Annotated in this window: 7 protein-coding genes; all 7 read right to left on the bottom strand. The window is 48.2% G+C overall.

Features of this window, described 5'->3' with window-relative positions; genetic code table 11:
- Positions 1-4: 4 nt before the first annotated feature.
- Positions 5-3,610 (bottom strand): non-ribosomal peptide synthetase, encoded by a 3,606-nt coding sequence (locus L1077_RS06745; protein WP_237136134.1) that lies wholly within the window; start codon positions 3,608-3,610, stop codon positions 5-7.
- The gene (locus tag L1077_RS06740; RefSeq protein ID WP_237136133.1) at positions 3,607-9,036 is read right to left on the bottom strand and encodes a type I polyketide synthase; all 5,430 of its coding nucleotides are present in this window, start codon (positions 9,034-9,036) and stop codon (positions 3,607-3,609) included. The genes L1077_RS06745 and L1077_RS06740 overlap by 4 nt, the downstream gene beginning before the upstream one ends.
- A gap of 88 nt (positions 9,037-9,124) precedes the next feature.
- Entirely contained in the window at positions 9,125-14,335 is a 5,211-nt protein-coding gene (locus L1077_RS06735; protein ID WP_237136132.1) for a benzoate-CoA ligase family protein, read from the bottom strand.
- Positions 14,336-14,425: 90 nt separating this feature from the next.
- Positions 14,426-15,817: a salicylate synthase gene (locus L1077_RS06730; protein ID WP_237136131.1), complete on the bottom strand. Its 1,392-nt coding sequence runs from the start codon at positions 15,815-15,817 to the stop codon at positions 14,426-14,428.
- 152 nt (positions 15,818-15,969) lie between these two features.
- Positions 15,970-17,190 carry an alpha/beta hydrolase gene (locus L1077_RS06725; RefSeq protein ID WP_237136130.1) on the bottom strand — a complete coding sequence of 407 codons (1,221 nt, stop codon included), beginning with the start codon at positions 17,188-17,190 and terminating at the stop codon, positions 15,970-15,972.
- 495 nt (positions 17,191-17,685) lie between these two features.
- The gene (locus tag L1077_RS06720; protein WP_237136129.1) at positions 17,686-18,567 is read right to left on the bottom strand and encodes a hypothetical protein; all 882 of its coding nucleotides are present in this window, start codon (positions 18,565-18,567) and stop codon (positions 17,686-17,688) included.
- Between the two features lie 52 nt (positions 18,568-18,619).
- Positions 18,620-21,023, bottom strand: a 2,404-nt coding sequence (locus L1077_RS06715; RefSeq protein ID WP_237136128.1) for a hypothetical protein, incomplete at its 5' end; no start/stop codon positions are given.

Raw genomic sequence — 21,023 nt, 5'->3', positions numbered from 1 at the left:
TTATTTAACGCTGAATGTCAGTCTGACGATTCGAACGGCGCTGCTGCCGCGTTTGTTGTTGTTTTCTCATAGAGCCTTGTCGAGTGCGTCGTTCGCCTGCTCGACTGCGATTGGCTCTTTTTTGCTGGTCTCCGGCTAAATAGCGGGCCTGCGTATAGATGGTGGGATTGGCAAATAACTTGGCCACGGCCACATCCTTATCAACCTGCTCCTTGAGCTTTGACTGAAGTCGGACGATGGACATGGAGTTACCACCGGCTTCAAAAAAGTTTTCATGAATACCAATGTGTTCACGGGTCAATAATGCACACCAGATATCAGCCAGTGTTTTTTCTAGCGCTGTTTTTGGCGGAACGCGTTGTGCCTGCGCATCTCTTTGCGCCGCATCCGGTGCAGGTAGGGCTTTTCGGTCAACCTTACCGCTGGGTGTGAGAGGTAACTTCTCAACAAAGACAAATTGAGTTGGGATCATCCAATCAGGTAACGAGGTTCGCAGATGAGCACGCAACGCATCCCATGCTAGCGTCGTATTTTCCTCTGCGGATGACGCGCCAGTCAGCCAAGCAACTAGCTGCCTGCTTTCCCCTTCACCCCATGCATCAACGACGGCGTCCACAATGCCCTCATGACATAAAAGAGCAGTCTCAATCTCGCCGCATTCGATGCGAAATCCGCGGATCTTCACTTGCGTATCCACGCGCCCAAGATATTCAATATCGCCATTGGATAACCAACGACATAGATCGCCTGTGCGATATAATCGCGCTGCTGTATCCTGAAATGGATTTACAATGAACCGCTCATCTGTCAGCGTTTGACGATTTAGGTAGCCACGGGTTACACCCGCTCCGCCAACATACAACTCACCGGGGATCCCGATTGGCACTGGGTGTTGATGTTGATCGAGAATGTAGGCGCTTAAATCAGCGATTGGCTGGCCTATGTTGCTTGTGGCAGACGCAATGTCTTTTGCGCTTAACTTATTGAGCGTGACATGCACGGTGGTTTCAGTGATCCCATACATATTCACCAAGGTCGGTGTTTGCTCACCGTGACGTTCAAACCAAGGTGCCAACTTTGCTGGTGTCAGTGCCTCTCCGCCAAATATCACCCAGCGCAGCGATAACGGCTCGCTCTGAGTCACATTGGCTGCTTGCTCGTACTCAATCAATTGGTAAAACGCAGACGGCGTTTGATTCAGTATCGTGACCTTTTGTGCTTGCAGTAACTGATAAAACAACTCAGGAGAGCGCGTCGTCATGTATGGCACAATGACTAAGCGGCCGCCGTATATGAGTGCCCCCCAAATTTCCCAGACAGAAAAATCAAAGGCATGAGAGTGAAACAGTGTCCACACATCTTGATTGCCAAAGCCATATTCCTGCTCGGTGGCTTTGAATAAACGCAGTACATTTTTATGCTCTACACACACGCCTTTGGGCTTGCCTGTGCTGCCCGAGGTATAAATGATGTAAGCAAGGTTATCTAACCCAGCAAGCGGCGCTGGGTTCGCCGCACTTTGCGCTGCAATCGCATCAGCCTGCACCGACATATCCACGACAAGCGCGTCGCTTTTAGGTAATCGAGAGACAGTAGCGCCATGACATAACAGCACCTTAAGCTCTGCATCTTGCACCATAAAGGCGAGTCGCTCTGCCGGATAATCAGGGTCAAGAGGCACATACGCCCCACCTGCTTTTAAGATGGCCAACAGTCCAATCACCACATCAAGTGAGCGCTCGACAAACAAGCCAACGCGCACTTCAGGCCCAACCCCTTGCTCACGTAAATAATGGGCAAGCTGATTGGCACGTGCGTTTAAATCGCCATAACACACTTGTTGATTTTCAAACGTCAGTGCGACCGCTTTTGGAGATAACTCGGCTTGGCGTTCAAATAAGGTATGAACACAGCTGCTTTGCTCCAGATTCACCGTAACCTTTTGCCCCTGATGCAAAAGTTGATGCTGCTCTGACTCGGTTAAAAGGGGCAGCTGAGCAATAGACGTTTGCGTATTCTCAGCAACGGCAGCTAACAAGGTTTCAAAATGACCGAGCAAGCGTTTTATGCGATCTGCATCAAATAAGTCTGCGCTATAGCGACATATTCCAGATAGTGACTCGCCCGCCACATCAATCAGATCGATACTCAAGTCAAATTGACCTTCTTGCTGCGTCATTCGAAAAGGCTTAAGTGTCAGTCCATCTCTTTGCACGATATGATTTTCATCCGCCCCTAAGAAAAACGGCGCGAGGTCATCTTCTTCATGAGGTTGCTGCAAATTAAACTCAACTTGAAACAACGGAAAGCGATTACTGTCTCTTTGCGGTTTCAAACGCTCAATTAACAGCAGTGATGGATAGTCTTGATGAACTAGCGCCTCTAGCGTCGCTTTTTGCATCTGACTCAAAAAAGATGCAAAGCTTTGATCTGAATCTAATTTGCCTCGCAGTACAATAAAGTTAAAAAAGCATCCGCAAATATCTTTAAACTCGGCAAGGCTGCGCCCTGCCGCTGCGGACCCTACCCAAATGTCATTTTGCCCAGTGTAGCGATGCAGTAAGACCTGAAAAGCAGCAACCAAGATGACATACAAGGTGTGGCCTGACTCTCGCGCTTGTAATTTAAGCTGTTGGGTCAACGCTTTTGGCAACGTAAAAATAATGGATGCGCCATTACTGGTCTGAAGCAAGGGCCTTGGTCTATCCGCAGGCAAGTCGAGAATAGGCGGCTGCTCAGATAACTGGTTTTGCCAATAGCGCCATAACTGATCTCCTTGCTCACTGGAAAACATGTTATTTTGCCAGCGTACATAATCTTGGTAGTGCCAATCCAAAGGCGGTAAGTTGGCTTGTTTTTCAGCTTTCAACGCAGGATATAGCGTTAAAAACTCCGACATCAGATTCCAAAATGACCAACCATCTGTGATGATGTGGTGTGTGGTGATCAGCAAAATATGCTTATCTTCTGCTTGCGTTAATAATGTCGCACGCAGCAACGGGCCATTTTCTAAATCAAACAAACGCAAATAAGCGTCACGGGCACGCTGATAAACTTGTTCATCACTTTCACCAACCACGTTTAGCACTTCAAAGCAGACATCTTGCTGAGGATGCACCGTTTGCATCGGTTCACCATTTTGCTCAGAAAACGTTGTACGCAAAGAAGGATGACGATCTACTAAAGCTTGCAAAGCCGCCTTTAAGATGGCTAAATCCAGCTTGGATAACATGCGCCAATGCATAGTCACGTTATATGCTGGGCTTTGCGGTGCGTTGCGATATAAAAACCAAAACGCCTTTTGTCCGTAAGAGAGCTCAAAGGTCTGAGTCTGCTCGCCTTTGACAAGCGCTGGCAATTGCACAGCATGGGTTGTGCTGCGCTGTGCCTCAAGCGTTTGTGCCATTCTCGCCTCGGATACTGTGCGACTTGATGGCGCTGTCAAATACGACAAAATATCCTGTTTGTTGGCTTTCAATTGTGCTTTTAACTCAGAGGGTATGCCCGCTTTAGACGTGCGCACCATAAGCTCGTCATCTTCAACCCAAATACGACAATCAATCGCCTGCAAATCGGCTAACAGGGTACGTACGGTCTGCATAATGCTCATACCTTAAACTCCTCTTCGCCTTCTTGTAGCTCTGTTTGCGGTTTCACATTGAGGTTGCGAGGCGGGTTTAACTCAGCGACCAGATCCACCACTGTGGTGCCTTCGCCCATAAATTTGGCAATGGAGATATCAACACCCAACTCTGCACGGATGCGATTTCTAAGCCCAACAGTCATCAGTGAATCCAAGCCCATTGAGTTCAGGGCTTGTGTTGAGTCTAGCTGCGTGGGACAGAGCTTAAGCACCGCAGCGAGTTCTTTGCGAATAAAGTCTTCTAAGATCTCATCATGTGCTTGCCAATCGGCTTGATCCAGAAGGTGCTGTACAGCTAGCTGTGGAGATGGCACGTCATTTTCTTGGCTCAACGAACGTAAAAATGCCGGTATTTCACCAGGATAAAACTGCTGTAAAAAGGCCGGCAAGCCACCAGGAAATACAAATGCATGACTGAGCTGTGGGCTGCTAAGTAAGGCGTCAAGAATGCTGAGGCCTTGCTCAGTTGAGAGCATAAAGTCACCTAAGCTTGCTTGCGCATCAGTATCCCCAGCCATGCCGCCATCAGCCCAAAAGCTCCAGTTGATGCTTTGCGCTTGCAAGCCTTGCGAGGTGCGATATTGGCTAAGTGCATCAATAAAGGCATTGCCCGCAGCATAACTTGCCATGTTGAGGCCACCCAATTGCGCTGCCGTAGAAGAAAAGAGCACAAAAAAGTCCAGCGCCAAGGACGCGGTATGACAGTGTAAATTCCAGCTACCTTGTACCTTTGCAGCCATGCCTTGGTTAAACTGCTGCCAGCTTTGCTCAACTAAAGCAGCACGATCTACCACACCCGCGGCATGAATGATGCCCTTAAGTGGCGGCATGTCCGAGCTTAGCTGATGGAAAAGCTGTGCAACCTCATTGTCCTTTGCCACATCCGCCTGCATCACGAATACGTTAGCGCCCATTCCTTGCAGCTGATTAATGGCCTCTTGCGCGTATTGGGAGGGCGCGTTGCGTCCAACTAAAGCAATATGACGAGCGCCTTTTTCAACCATCCAACGCGCTAAATGCAGTCCCAATTTACCCATGCCACCTGTGATGAGATAGCTCTTGTCTGCGTACAGAGAAATATGTCCTTGCACAGGCGCACTGATGCTTGCTTCCATACGCGCGACATATCGCTCGCCATCACGATATGCAATGTGATCTTCTTTTTGCCCGCTCTGTACTGTGTGTTTGAGTTCATCTAACAAAGCGGATGTAGAGGGGCTATCTATCATTCCCCCCCAAAGATCTGGGTGCTCTTGTGCAATGACTTTGGCAGTGCCCCATAACGGCGCTTGGCAAACCGATACCGCATGATTGTCATCACCCACATTTACAGCATCACGGGTAACAAACCATAGCTTTGCAGATTGCAGCTTCGCTGCCGCGCGCACAAGGTTCAGTACACTGGCGCCAATATGTGTTTGAGCTTGGTTCAGTGACGACAATGACAGCGCAGAAGTTGTTGGAGTATCCAAGCTCCAAAGGTGCACCACGCCAACAGGTAACGCACCATGCTGCTGATTAGTATGCGCGAAAAGCGCCTCAAAGTCCGCAGCTTCTTCAGCATCTATGTAGACTTTTTCGCCAGTAAATTCACTACTGTAACCCCCCTTTACAGTCTCTAACTCGGGGGCCGTTTTACTGTATACCAAGGTGCAGTTATTGCCTTGTTGCTGCAACTGTACCGCCAGCGCTTCGCCTTCTCCGGCTTGATCTGCAAAGATTAACCAATTACCAAGCGCCTGCGCTTCACCACTTGCTGCTGGCAATGGCGCTGGTACCCAATTTAATGAGTAGAAATCATCTGCCCCTTGTGCAAAGTGACTGCGAAGTGTTTTGCCATCCATTTGCACGGCGGTTAAGCCTTCAATACTTGCAACGGCCTTACCCGCTTCATCAAATATTGAAATATCTAACGTGAGACTTGGTTGCCCAGATTGAGCGTTCTCAATCACCTTAACCACACTCCACAAGGTGTTGCTGCCTGCACCAAACATGCTCACCTTGTCTATTGATACAGGCAACCAGGTCTTGTCAGCTGACTCCGTCGGGTCAAACATCTGCACAAACATCACTTGCAAACACGCATCCAGCATAGCGGGATGCAGCCTTTGGCTAGCCTTTAGCAGCGCACCATCAGCAAGCAGGTTATCGGCCAGTGTAACCTTGCCAATGGCGACGCCCTCACCTTGATGTAATTGCACCAATCCTTGGAAATTAGTCCCATAATGTAAACCTCGCGATTGCCAAAGTGCGTACTGCTCAGCAACGGGAAGTTCACTTGGGCAACTAGATAACAGGGCTTCAAGGTCAATGTTCTGAGACTGACAAACGGTTTGCTCAGCGACAACTTGACCAGTTACATGTGAGCCCCACTGCCCGTGTTCATCTTGGCTAAATATCTGGAAAGCGTGACTTTGAGCAGCTCTGTCATTATGAGGAGCAGACATCACAGTCTGAATGGACGAAGTGCCCTGCTCAGGTAAAATCAATGCCTGCTCAAAAAAGATATTTTCCACTGCAATGCTAGAGGTCTTGTCTGCCTGCACTTGCACGCCTGCGCAAAGTGCCATCTCAATATAGCCTGCGGCGGGCAGAACAGCGGCACCAAACACGCGATGGCTTACCAACCAAGGTGTCGAATCTTCGCTTATTTCACTGGCAAAACGGGTCTTATCTGTATCTGCAAGTTGTAATTGTGCACCTAATAAAGGGTGAACCAGCTCATCACTTGTGCTTTGCTTATCCTTGCTCAGTGGCGCCATCCAATAGCGCTGACGCTGAAATGCATAAGTTGGTAAAAGCACTTGTCGGCGCCCATACCCTGCATCAAATGCTTGCCAGTCCACAAGCCCGCCATGGCAATGCCATTGACCTAGACTCTCTAATAGTTGCAATTCATCATCTTGGCCTGCTCGCAAGCTTGGTAAGAATATATGTGTATGCTCATTCGCTAAACATTGCTTCGCCATCGCCAATAAAACAGGTTTGGGCCCGATCTCTATAAATGCCTCAATACCTTGGCTTTGCAGTGTATCTATCCCAGCGGCGAAGCGCACAGGCGCACACACATGCTGCACCCAATAATCCGCACTTGCGATGTCTACGTTTATCATCTCGCCAGTGACATTGGAGCACACTGGAATACTTGGCTTGGCAAATTGAATACTTGCCGCAACGCTTGCAAATTCAGCTAACATCGGTGCCATCATCGCAGAGTGAAAGGCATGAGAAACCGATAACGCTTTACTCTGAATGCCTTGTGCTTCCAGCGTCGTTACCAAGCGCGCCATCGACTCAGTATCACCAGAGATAACAATATTTTCAGGGCCATTCACTGCGGCAATCGATAAGCGCTCAGCAAAAGGCGCAACCAGGGTCTGTGCCTTGGCTTCATCCACAGGCAATACGCGCATTTCGCCAGACTGACACAAGCTGTGCATCAAACGTCCACGCGCACTAATAAGCTTTAAGCCATCTTCTAAACTGAACACCCCAGCGAGGCACGCAGCGACATACTCACCCACACTATGTCCCATGACCGCATCTGGGTGCACGCCCCAAGACTGCCATAACTTTGCCAGTGCATATTCAATTGCAAACAACACAGGTTGGGTATACTGAGTTTGATTGAGTATTTCAGTCTCTCGGCCATACAGTAACTCAAGTAATGGCACATCTAACGGTCGCAATATGGCATCACAGCGCTCTAGCGTGTCACGAAACAGCACTTGAGACTCAAACAACTGCTGTCCCATTGCAAGATATTGTGCGCCCTGCCCGGTAAATAAAAATGCCAGCTTAGGCGCTTTCTCTAGGGCCTGTGCACTGCTGTATTCTTTACCTCTAAGTTGCTGTTTCGCGTCTTCCAATGAACTGGCAACTAAGCTTAACCGATGGGAGAAATGTGCTCGTTTATTGGCTGCGGTGTAACACACATCCGCAAATGCCAAATCAGGGTGACTGTCTAAATATTGCGCTAACTTACCTGCCTGTTGTGCCAACGCCTGTGCGGATTTTCCAGATAAGGTCAAAACATGATGTTGTCGCTCAGTACTCTGTTTAACACGCGGTGCGTTAACCGTGGGCGCTTCTTCTAGCACCATATGCGCATTAGTCCCGCCCATGCCAAATGAACTGACGCCCGCTCTGCGCGGCGCCTCTTTGCGTGGCCATGGCGTCAACTCGGTATTAACGTAGAAAGGGCTACTGGCAAAATCGATGCTTGGGTTTGGTGCACTGTAGTGCAAACTGGGTGGGATCTGCTGATGCTTTAACGACAGCACGGTTTTTATCAAACCAGCAATGCCAGCTGCAGCATCTAAATGACCTAAATTAGATTTCACCGTCCCAATCGGACAATAGCCTTTTTTCTGGGTGCCAAACCGAAATGCCCGTGTCAGAGCGGCAATTTCGATGGGGTCGCCAAGCTTGGTGCCTGTGCCATGTGCTTCAACATAAGAAATGGTCTCTGGGTCAACATCCGCAATGGCTTGTGCCTCAGATATCACCGCGGCCTGTCCCTCAACACTTGGGGCGGTAAAGCCAACTTTACCCGCACCGTCGTTGTTGATGGCAGAGCCTTTGATCACCGCGTATATGGTATCGCCATCAGCCAGCGCATCATCCAGGCGCTTTAACGCCACAACGCCAGCCCCATTGCCCGGTACTGTGCCCTGCGATTGCGCATCAAAAGCACGACAGTGGCCATCGGGAGATAACATCATGGCCTCATGATAAAAATACCCACTTTCATGGGGCACACGGGCTGAAATTCCTCCCGCCAGCGCAATATCACACTCGCCATTTATCAAGCTTTGACATGCCATATGTGTCGCGACAAGCGAGGTGGAGCAGGCCGTTTGAATGCTGACCGCAGGCCCCTTTAAGTCCAGCTTATACGCGGCATGTGTCGCCAAGTAATCCTTGTCATTACCCAATAAAGTTGAAAACGCTTGCGCCTCTAAAAATGGCAGTTGATCCGATACGCGGTCAAAGAAATAGCTCGTCATGCCAGCGCCAGCGTACACACCGATAGAGTATGTGTCTTTGTCGACAACATAGCCCGCATCTTCTAAAGCTTCCCATGCACACTCTAAAAAAATGCGCTGCTGTGGATCGGTGGACTCTGCCTCTTTCGGAGATAAACCAAAAAAGCCCGCATCAAATTTATCGATGTCCTCAAGCACAGATCCGGCTTTTACATAATCAGGCCGAGCCATCGTCGAGGCACTGATCCCCGCTTTTTGCAACGCGTCGTCTGAGAAGGGAGTAATAGACTCTACGCCGTGCTTGAGGTTATACCAAAACTCGTCCGCCGTTTTTGCACCGGGAAAACGACAGGACAAGCCAATCACTGCGATATCCGAGTCACTTATCGATTCAAAAGTCGTCATAGTGTTACTTCCATTAATCTGCTTTGCTTGGAGCCCCGCCCTACTTGGCGCTGACTTAAAAAGACCTTTTTGTCATGTCTGTTCATGATTAGGAGTTCTCCGCTCGGCTGCGCCTACGTGCTTGCCTTTGATCTTTTGCTGATTTCCGACTGGTGCGCCTTTTATCAACTCGGTTACTGCGAGCAGCATGTTCAACCACGTCTTCACCTTCTAGGTGCGCTGCCAGTGCATGTATGGTTGGATGTTCAAAGAGTTTGGTGATAGGCACTTCTTGACCTAGTGCCTCCCACAGCTTGGCGTGAAGCTGCACAATTGAAGCGGAGTCGCCACCGACATCAAAAAAGCTGTCGTAGATCCCAATGTGGGTTCGATTAAGTAGCGCACACCATATCTCTGCCAAAGTTTGCTCAAGCTCTGTCTCAGGTAGAGTCTGCGTATCACTTTCAAGGCTTTGGGATAGATCTGGTGCTGGCAGTGCTTTACGGTCCACTTTGCCATTGGCTGATAATGGCAATGCATCCAGCACAGTGATGGTGGTTGGCACCATATACTCTGGTAATAAACCAGCGACATGGGCCTTTAACGCTTTGATTAAGTCACTTTGCGCATCTTCTGCAAGTACCTTATCTCCCTGTAAAACCACGTACGCCGCAAGAGACTGCAAGCTGTGCGATTCTCCAAATGCAGTGACCACCGCAGAGCGAATATCACCACGGTCGGCCAAAATGGCTTCTATCTCTTTGAGTTCAATTCGATGGCCGCGGATCTTCACTTGAAAATCAGCACGTCCCATGATTTCCAAATTGCCATCTGGCAAGTACCGAGCAAGGTCGCCACTTTTGTACAGCTTTTCACCGCTCTGTGGATGGACAATAAAGAGCGCATTGGTTTTTTCCTCATCCTGCCAAAAACCTTTTCCTAAACCGCGCCCTCCCACATATAGGTCGCCTGTGACCCAAACAGGGCAAGGCGCAAGGTCTTGGTTAAGAACATGCAGCGTTTGATTGGCCAGCGGCTTACCATAGGGAATACTCTGCCAATTTGGATCGACGTCTTCGATGACATAATGGTTATTCCAAATTGACGTTTCAGTCGGGCCACCTAGCCCAACAACCATCATATCTGGCCACAAGGCACGAATGCGGTTAGGCAGATCAACAGGGATCCAATCCCCACTCATCATCACCAAACGCATATCTGGTGGCACCAACTCGTTACGCGGCTCTAGATAATCCACCAGCATCTGTTGTAATGCAGGGACTGTATTCCACACAGTGACCTTGTGCTCAATCATTAACGCTCGCCAATGAGCGGGATCTCGCAGTCTTTGTTGATCAGGCATTACCAGCGCACCGCCTGCTGCAAGCACCCCAAAGACGTCATACACAGATAAATCGAAATTAAGCGCAGAGAGGCAAATTGCTCTGTCGTTCTCTGTCACTGCAAATTTGCGATTCACATCTAAAATGGTATTCACTGGTCCGCGATGCGGCAACATGGTGCCTTTTGGCTTGCCCGTTGAGCCCGAGGTATAAATCACATAAGCCAGATCTTCTGGGCCTATCGCAACCGGAGTAAGCTGTGCTTGTTCTTGAGCAAGGTTGTCTTCTGTGAGGGTCAAGCGCGTGATCCCCGCCGAGAGCGCTTGATGCTCAAATTGGGGTTGAGTGAGTGCAAGCGTAACCTGACCGTCGGCCAAAATCGTGTTGATGCGCGCTTCTGGCTGATGCGCATCAATCGGCAGATAAGCACCGCCTGACATCAACACCCCAAGTACCGCCGCGATTTGCTCCCAACCTTTTTCCATCACCACAGCCACCAGAGTATTTGGCGCAACATCATGGCGCTGCAACCAATGCGCGGTACGCGTCGCAAGATCTAACAATTTGCCATAGCTCACACTGTGGTCGTGAGAAATCACCGCTGGCGCATCAGGGTTTGTCTTAGCACGTGCGATAAATAATTCATGTAATAATGCGTTGGATACATCACCCGAAGTATCATTGATGGCTGTGCGTTCAGTAAGCTGCTTTTCCATGAGCAGTGGTTGAAACTTGCTTTGCTGCCAAGTGGTCTCATCATTTGCAAGCGACGACAACATGGTGCTATAGGCGCTTAACATGTCATCAATCAGCCCCTCTGGGAATAGCTCTTCGATACAGTCCCAATTGAGGATTAACTCGCCTTTGTTTTCAAAGATTTGATAATCGAGCCATACTTGTGGGGTCTGGCTGACAGTGTAGGCAATGTCACCAAATTGGCTCACTGATGACATATCGGAACCAAGCGAGCCAAGCCCCAACGTACTACTAAATACCACAGGCATGGCTGCGCGCTGATTGCCGCCTTGTCGCCTCGCCAACTCGCGCAGTACTTGCACACCATGGATTGCATTGTGGTCCAAGTCATCCATCAACTGTTGTTGAATACGCTGTGCACGGGCAATAAATGGTTCTTCAATCGTATGATCCACCTCTAACAACAACAGCGAAGTGAAATCACCGACAACATCGTTTATTTGGCGATGTAAAGGCTGGCGCGTAAACAGCGTGATATTGATGACAAAGTGTGCATTTTTGCTCCAAATTGCCAGCACTTCGGCAAATACCGATAGCAGCAAGGCCGATGGCGTTAAGTTCACTTTGGCTGCACGCGCCTGTAAAGTTTGCCATGTATCCGCAGGCACTGTGATCCCACGGTGTGTAAACTCATGGCTTTTCAGCGCTTCAGGTTTAATTGCAAAAGGCAGATCAGGCGTAGGCGGCAAATTATCTAAGCGCGCAAACCAGTAGTCCTTGGCCTTTTGGTAATGTGCGGTTTCTTTAAATGCCTCTTCGGCCAGCACGTAATCGCGGAAGTTGATTTCTAGTGGTTCCAGCTTGTGTGGCTGATAGATAATGTCATGTAATTCTCTAAAGATCAGGAACATGCTCCATGCATCCATGATCAAAAGATCTAGCCCAACATGCAAACGGGTGCGGTTGTTCTCAAGTCGCGTCGCTTTGATTTCAAAAATAGGCCAAGTGTAGGGGTCTAAGATCTGGTGCGACATTTTATCCCGTGTGGCCATGAGTTCGCGCTCTACCAAGACCGCTGGCTGGTTGATAAGATTACTCACTTCAATCTCGTAAGGAGGCACATCCTCTAAGATCTGCTGCCTGCCGTCCGGTAACATCACTGCGCGCAACATATCTTGGCGCTGAATTAAACGCTGCCAGCCGGCATTAAAGCGCGCCAAGGCTTCATCGTCATAATCACAGTCAATCTCGGTGTACCAGTGTGTTGCCACGTTACCAAGGAATGTGTCACCTCGACCAAAAATATAAGCGAGCTGAATGTCTGTTAGCGGAAACGGTTTTGAGCGGTCTTGCGCAGATGGGATCAGCTGAGGTAACGCATCGCTCAAAGCGGGCTCCGCAGTTTTGGCTGTGCCTTCGCTCGCAAGCACCTGATCGAAAACGTGACTTGTCAGCGCCGTTAATGTCGCATGTTTAAACAACGCCGCCGATGATACCGCCCGACCCAAGCCGGTTTGCAAACGATTTCTCAGTGCAACCGCAGCTAAAGAGTCCATCCCTAACTCAAAAAAACTGATGTGCGCATCTTGCAACTGTGATTCACCTAAACGCAGTGCGACAGCCACTTGCGTGCGGATATAGCTCAGTAAATGATCGCGCTGAGCTTGTGGCGACGAAAGCTGAGCTAACTCATCAACAAATGAGCCCACTTGGCTTTTGTGCTCGCCGCGCAGCTCGTTGAGTGCTCGCAAGTTCGAGCGCTGGATTTTTCCGACCGTGGTTTGCGGTAATTCGTCGATAAACTCAATCCAACACGCGTGATTTCTTGCCGAATGTGCTCGAACAAACTCCTGTAATTCCAAAGCGAGATCCGCAGAAGGGCTATATCCATCTTTAACAGAGACATAAGCAACTGGGGTGATGATCCCCTCATCAGCAGAGCCCACAACGCCCGTTTCAAGGACAGCGGGGTGTTCTTGTAAAACCGACTCAATGTCTTTTGGCGATACCCATTGACCGCCTATTTTCATCAAATCATCTTCACGGCCGACATAATAAAAAAAGCCATCTTCATCGACTTTAAACGTGTCCCGCGTGTTACACCACTCACCTAATAAGGTTGCCTGTGTTTTGTCTGGGTTATTCCAGTAACCTAGGGTGATGCTCTCCCCTTTGATCAGTAAGGTGCCTCTCTCACCAACGGGTAATTCTTCTCCCTCGTCATCGACTATCTTTGCTTCATAGCCGGGGACCAGCTGACCGGTACTCCCTACTTTGGCACTGCCTGCTCGATTTGAAATAAAAATATGCAGTGCTTCTGTTGAGCCAATTCCCTCTAACAGCTCTAAACCAAAGCGCGCTTGCCACTGTTCAAACAACGGCTTAGGAAGCGGCTCCGCAGCAGATAAGCACATGCGTACATCACCAAGCGATGTTCGTCCATCTCGCTCAGCGGCTTGCAACAGCACAGTAAAGTTGGTCGGGACGCTATAAAATACACTTGGCTGATGGCGATCAATGATGTTAAAAACCGCTTCTGGGGTAGGTGCACCCGGCAATAGCACCGCCGTGCCGCCTGTCCAAAGCGGGAAGTACAAACTGTTACCTAAGCCATACGCAAAAAACAGTTTTGGCACAGAGAAAGAAATATCAGATCCCGTCAAGCCAAGCGCCTGCACAGCATAGCGCTCAGAGGTCACTATCATGTCTTGATGGCGGTGAATGATCCCTTTTGGCAACCCCGTCGTGCCTGAGCTGTAAAGCCAAAAAGCGACATCATGGCGGCCCGTTTCAACGGCCTCCAGTTCAGCAGATGCCCCCGCCAGCAGTCCCTCTAAGTTCGGATATTCCGTGCTATCATCACCACATACCAAAACATGCTCAAGATATGTTAGCTCAGATAAAATAGGCGCAACCGCATCCAAAAGTGATGCGTGCACAACCAGCACGCGGGCGCGGCTATCTCGCAGTAAATGCGCGTATTCAACGCTGTCTAACAAGGTATTCAGTGGCACTGCAACCGCACCGATTTTCATAGTACCAAAAAAGGTAAATCCGAACTCTGGGATATCGGGAAGTAACATCGCAATACGCTCTTCAATACGCACCCCAAGGTCTCGAAGGACATTACCAAAGCGGTTGACGTTTTCATGAAGCTGGCGATATGTGATCACACGCTCTTCACACAAAATAGCGGGCTTGTCACTGCGCCCTTCTTCTATGTGTCTGTCGACGAACACGGTTGCAGCATTGAGCTTTTCTGGAATATTCAGTTCAGACATCAAGACTCTCTCTAAAAAATAGCTAAGGAATGCAAGCCAATCACCTTCAAAAACAGGTAGCTGCCTGCAAAAATTACGGCACAGGCCGCGTTACTGCTCGCAGACTACGTACGGTGCAATACCTGCGAACTTTTCGATTGTTTCAATAAATTCTCGTTCTGGGGTCGATAGGCCAACCATGCCGCACCCAGCCTGTATCCAAGACTTATCGGCATCTTGAAATGCAGAGCGCAGTACCAAACACGCCTCAAAGTTGTGCTCGTCCAGCATTAAAATCGCGCCGGAATATAGGCCTCTTGATTCGGTTTCAATGTGCAAAATGGCTTCGATAGACTCGGCTTTGGGGATCCCAGAAGCGGTAATAGAAGGAAATAACTCATCAAAGGCATGCCATGCATCTTTGCCGGCACTGAGCGTGCCGCTCACTTCAGAGCCCAAATGCTGCACACTGCCGCGCTCAAGGGTGGCCATGAATTTATCAACCGTCACAGAATGTGAAAATGAAGACATCTCTGTGACGGCTTCGCGGACTGAAATAGCATGCTCAACAATCTCTTTGGGATCAGAGTGTAAGTCTCTGCGTAGTTGTGCATTGTCGGCCATTGCACTATGCAGTGCCCGAGTGCCTGCAACTGGCTCTGTTAACACGGTTTGTCCGTTCACCGCAACAATGAGCTCGGGACTAAAGCCCATCGCTTCACGCCCCATAAATTTCACTAAAAACGAGCGTGACGGCGTATGAATTGGCCGAGACTGCACAAATGTCCCCAACATATTTATGCGTTTGGGCACCGCGACCTGACGAGATAGCGTGACTTTTTCGCATCGCCCTGAATGGATCACATCAAGCACTGCTTCGGCCGCTTGTTGGTGAGCAGCTTGGCCGCCTCGGGTATCTATGGCACTGACGCCATATTCACCAAGCGCATGTTTTTCTTTGGCTAATAAAGTCTGTAATTTGCCTAATGTGGTGATATCTCGAGTGCGGATAGTGACGTGCTGATGGTTGAGGGTGATTTCACTGTAGGGCACCATTAAGCTTAATAAAGGCCAGTTTTTCTCTGAAGCCTGCTCAGTGATCAACACCCCGTGAATGTGCGCTGCGTATTCAAATGCTGCTTGCCCAAAAGTATGCCAACCATGACCGCCATGGGCCTTGACAAAATTGCGTGCCAACTCAGATATAGGCTGAGTGAGAGGCTCTGTTAGCGAAGGCTTGTCAATGTGCAGCTGAGTCACCTGAGTTGGAGTAACCACCAATGCCGCCTGCATGCCCAGCGCAATCTGCCATTGACCAGACGCTGGGTTTTCATACACGTAATAATCTTCGTTCGCGTGACGTTTTACTATGGCTTCTATCACGGCAAGAGACTCAGTTTTTGGCAGTACAAAAGTATGCTCAAACACGCCGCTGCGCACCTCATTTTGTCTTGCTTCGCCGTGTAGTTTGCACGCGTGTTCGGCTTGCTCGGGATTCGTCACAATATCACCTCCTTTGAGTTGTCCCGGTTTGACTTTATGCTGGTTGCAGCTGCTCACCGCTTCCAATGTTTTTCTGGTTGTTGACCTCAATGTCAGCCTCAAACTAAGGGCTTTTGCCGACCTTTGAGGTTTTACTTTGTATTTTTATCCGCTTAATCTACGTCGCAGGGGTGTGTCGCTTCATGTTTACCATTGCCAATTTTTCGGTCCGCCCAGCGGTTCATATGCGCAAACGTCGCAGGCGCATTGGTATGCAAATTCAAACTATGTCCTGCATCTTGAATGACTTTGGTGTGCAAGCAGGATGATGCTGTAAAAAAGTCAGATTGATGGCTATGAACCTCACTGGCACTGTTACAATCCAGCGCGCCGCCACAAAACACGGCATCAAATTCCCCCACCAAAAGCATCACTGGGACGTCAATTTTCAGCGTTTGAGTAAACGGCAAGGTAAATGCCGTCTCCCCAATTGAAGAGGTATCTTTTGTGAGTTCATCCATGATGATGACTTGCGGCTCAGCTGTCTGCGAGTGATAAAAAAGCGCAGCACGCTTATCTGGCACCGTTGTGAAATAATCATGATGAGGAAACTGCCCCAAGAACTTTTCATCTAAAGTCGCTGGGTGATAGGCGTTTTGCGCCAGTTCAAAAAAGTTAGGATTTAAGTTGTGTAAAAACCCACTTAAGATTAGGCCATCTAGGTCATCGGGATGACGAGCTGCCAGCTCAATCGCAATCATCGAGCCTAAGGAATGGCCCACCGCAATGATTTTTTCAAAACGCGTGTGCTCATTATCTTCAGCACGCAGCGCTTGGATCACTTGATGTACCACATGGGCATGAGAGACAACGTCAACGAGGTTGCCACTGGGCCTCTCGCTTTGTCCCACACCAATGCGCGCCAAGTTTAAAGTCGCATAGCCTTGCTGATTCGCGGCATCAACATAAGAATACACCGCCGGATTCAAAGGAAAGTCCCAGTAAACACCGGAGTAAGTCCCGCCAGATAACAACAGTTGTAGGGTTTTGTCTTCAAAAGTCCCGTTAGCGCATAAAGTCCCGACAACCTGATACATGGTTGCATCGTTTGGACTGAGGCTGACTTGAAATGTACGCTCATGACAGCGGCGGCGCATATTTTCAAGCATACTTAACGCCTGCTTCACCTCGTTGGAGCCTATTATCGTCAAGCTACCATCGTCCAACTGCGCTGGCGTAGTGTGCGTAACCGCTGAGCCAGCCGTATGTGAAGACATTACCTCAGCCTTATCTTGGCTCCATGCACACTGCACACAAAACATCACCAAAGGCAGCAAAGCTTGATGCCACCAATTAGCTTTTTTGTTTTGTTTTTGATGTCCCCAGCAATTCATGCTCAGGTCTCCTTTCACTACTTTGATCCGTTGACGCAGTTCGTCAGTCTTACTAATGTGGACACACTGACTGACCGGACCCGTAATAAATAAATTAAAAAATTTATGAAAAAGCGTTTTGAGGGTTATTCAAGTAGGAAAAACGACTGATAAAAAGGGAGTTATGGTGAAGTGCCTCAGTCACAGTGAAGAGCCAAAAACTAGGGGCGTTGCAAACCTATAACCTAAATCACGACTCAACCTCCCCCCCGTCATTGCGGGCTTGCCCCGCAATCCATATTTTGTCAAAGGAAGCTATGTTGCTAAAACGGGTTAAGTTAAAAGGTCTCTCCTCGTTATAGGCTCTGAAATAAATTCAGAGTGACAAGGGGAAGTTATGGTGAAATGTCGCAACCGCAGTGAAGAGTCAAAAACTAGGAGCATTACAAACCTATAACCTAAATCACAGCACAATCCTCAAACCCCGTCGTTGCGGGCTTGCCCCGCAATCCATGGCTACCACACCTTCCAGCGGCTTACTTGCTTGTCTTCTGGATCAATATACTTTTTCATCACTTCAGGAAAAGGGCCCGTACCCATGGCGTTTTTATCTTTTTTATAATGCTCTTCTATTGATAAATGTACATCTCGATGTATCGGCTCATTGATATCCATAAACTTCAAAATGGCTGTCCAATGATCTTTTTCCATCCCCCCAAAAGTGGCAATGGTTGGTCGCCACCAAAACTTAGCTGGGTATTTAGTCAACACTAAACCACCCGTTCCCATTTCACCTCCTCCTCTCGCCGCTTGAATGATTGGCCCTTCACACATTTCAACGTCTTCAATCGGGACATAAAATGGCCGTCGCAATAGAGTATGTGAGGTACGCACAAGCCCGGTATGACGGTTAAACTCAATCTTGTCTAACCAATCCAACTTTTTCCATAACTTATAAGTCAACCAAGGGCCAATACAAAAAAGAGCTATCGCAGCTGGCATTAACCAATTCGGGCCATGGAATACCCCTTCAAAGAAAAAACCAAACCCACCGACAAAACAAAAAAGAGATAGAAACAAACAAACAAGCCAAATTCCGGGGGCTCTGCGCAAAACCAACACTTGTCCATCACAATTACCTATGTGGTAAAACATATCGGTATGGTCATGGGATGCGAACTTTCGTTTAAAGGGTTTTGCTACTTTGAATTCACAACCATTGAGTTTTGCAGCCATTGCTAAACGATCTTCATAATTACTATGATGAAGATACTCTTTTGATAGTTCTAAATAATAAAAGCCTAACCTTGAATATTTCGTCACATTACGATTTCTTAAACGCATTGCCGCTCGTTGCTGCTCTCTAATTTCTTCTTCTGTTAGCGCTTCTTTGTTCATAACTTTCCTTTTTAGTGTTTTTATGCTTTTTTAGCCGCTTTAAATAATAACTTTACAGGGCTAGCAAACCGCTTGGCTGAGTGTAAATAGCATTCATCGACAAGCCGCCATGACGCTGCTCAACCCCCCCCCCCTGCTTTCGGTCAAACCTAATAGGCAATACAAATTCCTGCTTAGTGCCATGAATGATGGGCTCGCTTATCCCTCTTGGATAAGTGGCATAAAGTACTTTAAATTCAAGCCTCATATCTTGCTGAACCCCTAAAGCGTGCTTAATTTTTGAATAGGTCGTGGTAAACTCCCAACCAGTGCGGCTGGGATAGAGGTCAATCGTATCGACCATTTGACTAATTTGATACCTTGATAAAATACTAAAGTTGTCGCCACCTTGCTTTTTGTACATAAATACCAGTTTTGCGCCATTTTCAGGGTATGAAAGAGGCACACTGAATGAAAACTTCACGGAACCAATCACATTAATAGAGGTAATCGATAAATTGGGGCGATAGAGCGTGTTGTATAAATCATGCAATGCCAACTCTGGGTTTTCCTCCCACTGGGCAGCGCGGATCGTCGCATCATGACTGTCATCATTTTTAAAGCGGGTCTTTCTTTTACCCCAGTGACAAGCCTCCAGCCAAGCCTCTATCGGCTCTTCCGAAAATGCCCATGCGATACCCGCTCCGATCAGTAATATAATCACACCTGCAATCGCAAGTCCCGAAGCCAATGACACAAGCGCTGCGCTCTGAAATACCAAACTCGATTTGGCCAATATCCCTAAAAGGGATGACAAGGTCATACTCGCTGCCCCAGTCATCATTAAGCCTTGAGACAAGACTTGTGCACCATCGCCGCGCTCATATGCTGATATCATGTTGTTAAAAGCAACGTATGTACTAACCGCACTGGCAACAAAGGTCAATGCGTTTGCCGCCACCGAGCCATATACTTTAAATTTCAATTGAGATGACCACCAAAAGCGCTTTGCTAACGCACTTGGCGGAACAGGTTTATTACGTATGATTGCGTAGCATTGTTTTGGTGAAGGCAGGCCTACTTTTCTTTCCACCATATTAAGGCCAATATTGCCCATAATATCCGCTGCATCTAAAAGCGCAGATGCTTTAGCTACTGTTGATGCATTAGGGTCACTAAATGTACTAAAAAAATTCGTGACCTCTAACATGGCCACAACAGGTAACAGGTGTCTCAACACCGCATCTAGTGTCGCTGGATTAATGTTCATTCTGGCCATTTTACTCAGTGCCGCATTTTCGTGACTGAGGCCCTTTAATTTCCATTCAGCTTCTAAGCCCTGGGCTAAATTTCCATCGATCTTATCAATATTTTCCTCAATGGCTCTATCCAACTCTTCCACAGCCGACAAATCCATCACCACTAAAGTTTTTTTAATGCGTGTTTGCCCAGCCTCTATATCAGCTTGCTGTTTTTCCATCACTTTAAGCACTTCATCCAAAGAGCCATCCAGCTCTAGGATGTGGTCTAATCGCGCTTCAATAGAAGCAAATTCGTCTATTTTTGCTTTTACTAAAGGATCTGTTTGCGGGCTCTCATAGGCACTATCAAACCCTTCTGCAGCCCGTTCAAGCTTTAGCAAGCTCTCTTGGGCGCGTTTGGCTTTATCTAAAAAGTTAAGCGGTACTTTGCCATCAGGCAATTTGTTAGAGTAATAATCGTTAACATCAATATCTATTTCTGTAAGCAAATCGCCTGTCATCACTTTAGCTAAATGCATATAGCGAGTGTGTGGCACTTCACGTAATAAAAGATCTCGAAACGACTTACCTTGATAATACTCACCGCTTTGATGTAACAGCTTTAAGTTTTGCTTGGTGCGGATCAGCCTAGCACGCGCCCGACTATGGTTATCATGAAGCGCTTCTAACTCTTCCATTCTGTTGGCTAAAACCTGATCCATGCTATCCGGTATTGATTTACCCTCTCCAAATAACCCAGACTGTAACTCTTGACGCACTTGTGCATTTGCAGCTTGCCTTGCACTGATCTCCTGTTGCTTCAATGCAATACTGTCGTGTAGGTTGTCTATTTCTTTTTGAATCTCTGAACGTTGCGATCTCAACCTCTCTTCTTGTGTGTTTCTATCAGCACTGTGTGCTTTAAAATCTTTGCCAGATCCCCCAGCAGCATAATAGCTGGTTGGTACGGAAAAACTCACAGCCAATACGCCCCAAACCACATGCGAAGCACGGCGCCAAAATTCGCGCTGCTCGCCAGACATTAAGCCTTCGTCTATGTCTTGCTGAATTTGTTGCTGTAATTCAACTGAAAAAACAGTGTCAAATGGGTCGCTGCTTTCTCTGCGCGCGCACTCATAATCGCTCAATGCGGTGCCGGTCTTTTTCGGGTACATCAGTGCCGTCAGTTTTAAGCTGTTGGCTGCGTTTTCAGTATCTAAGGGATGCGTGCCCAGC

The organism is Pseudoalteromonas luteoviolacea (genome assembly GCF_021654285.1).
GTDB classification, from domain to species: domain Bacteria; phylum Pseudomonadota; class Gammaproteobacteria; order Enterobacterales; family Alteromonadaceae; genus Pseudoalteromonas; species Pseudoalteromonas luteoviolacea_J.
This window is presented reverse-complemented; position numbering and strand designations above follow the sequence as displayed.

What these genes read in the sequence shown, in the direction of transcription:
- L1077_RS06745 (WP_237136134.1), bottom strand. Translation starts at nt 3,610, where the DNA reads ATGAGCATTATGCAGACCGTACGTACCCTGTTAGCCGATTTGCAGGCG.
- L1077_RS06740 (WP_237136133.1), bottom strand. Translation starts at nt 9,036, where the DNA reads ATGACGACTTTTGAATCGATAAGTGACTCGGATATCGCAGTGATTGGC.
- L1077_RS06735 (WP_237136132.1), bottom strand. Translation starts at nt 14,335, where the DNA reads ATGTCTGAACTGAATATTCCAGAAAAGCTCAATGCTGCAACCGTGTTC.
- L1077_RS06725 (WP_237136130.1), bottom strand. Translation starts at nt 17,190, where the DNA reads ATGAATTGCTGGGGACATCAAAAACAAAACAAAAAAGCTAATTGGTGG.
- L1077_RS06720 (WP_237136129.1), bottom strand. Translation starts at nt 18,567, where the DNA reads ATGAACAAAGAAGCGCTAACAGAAGAAGAAATTAGAGAGCAGCAACGA.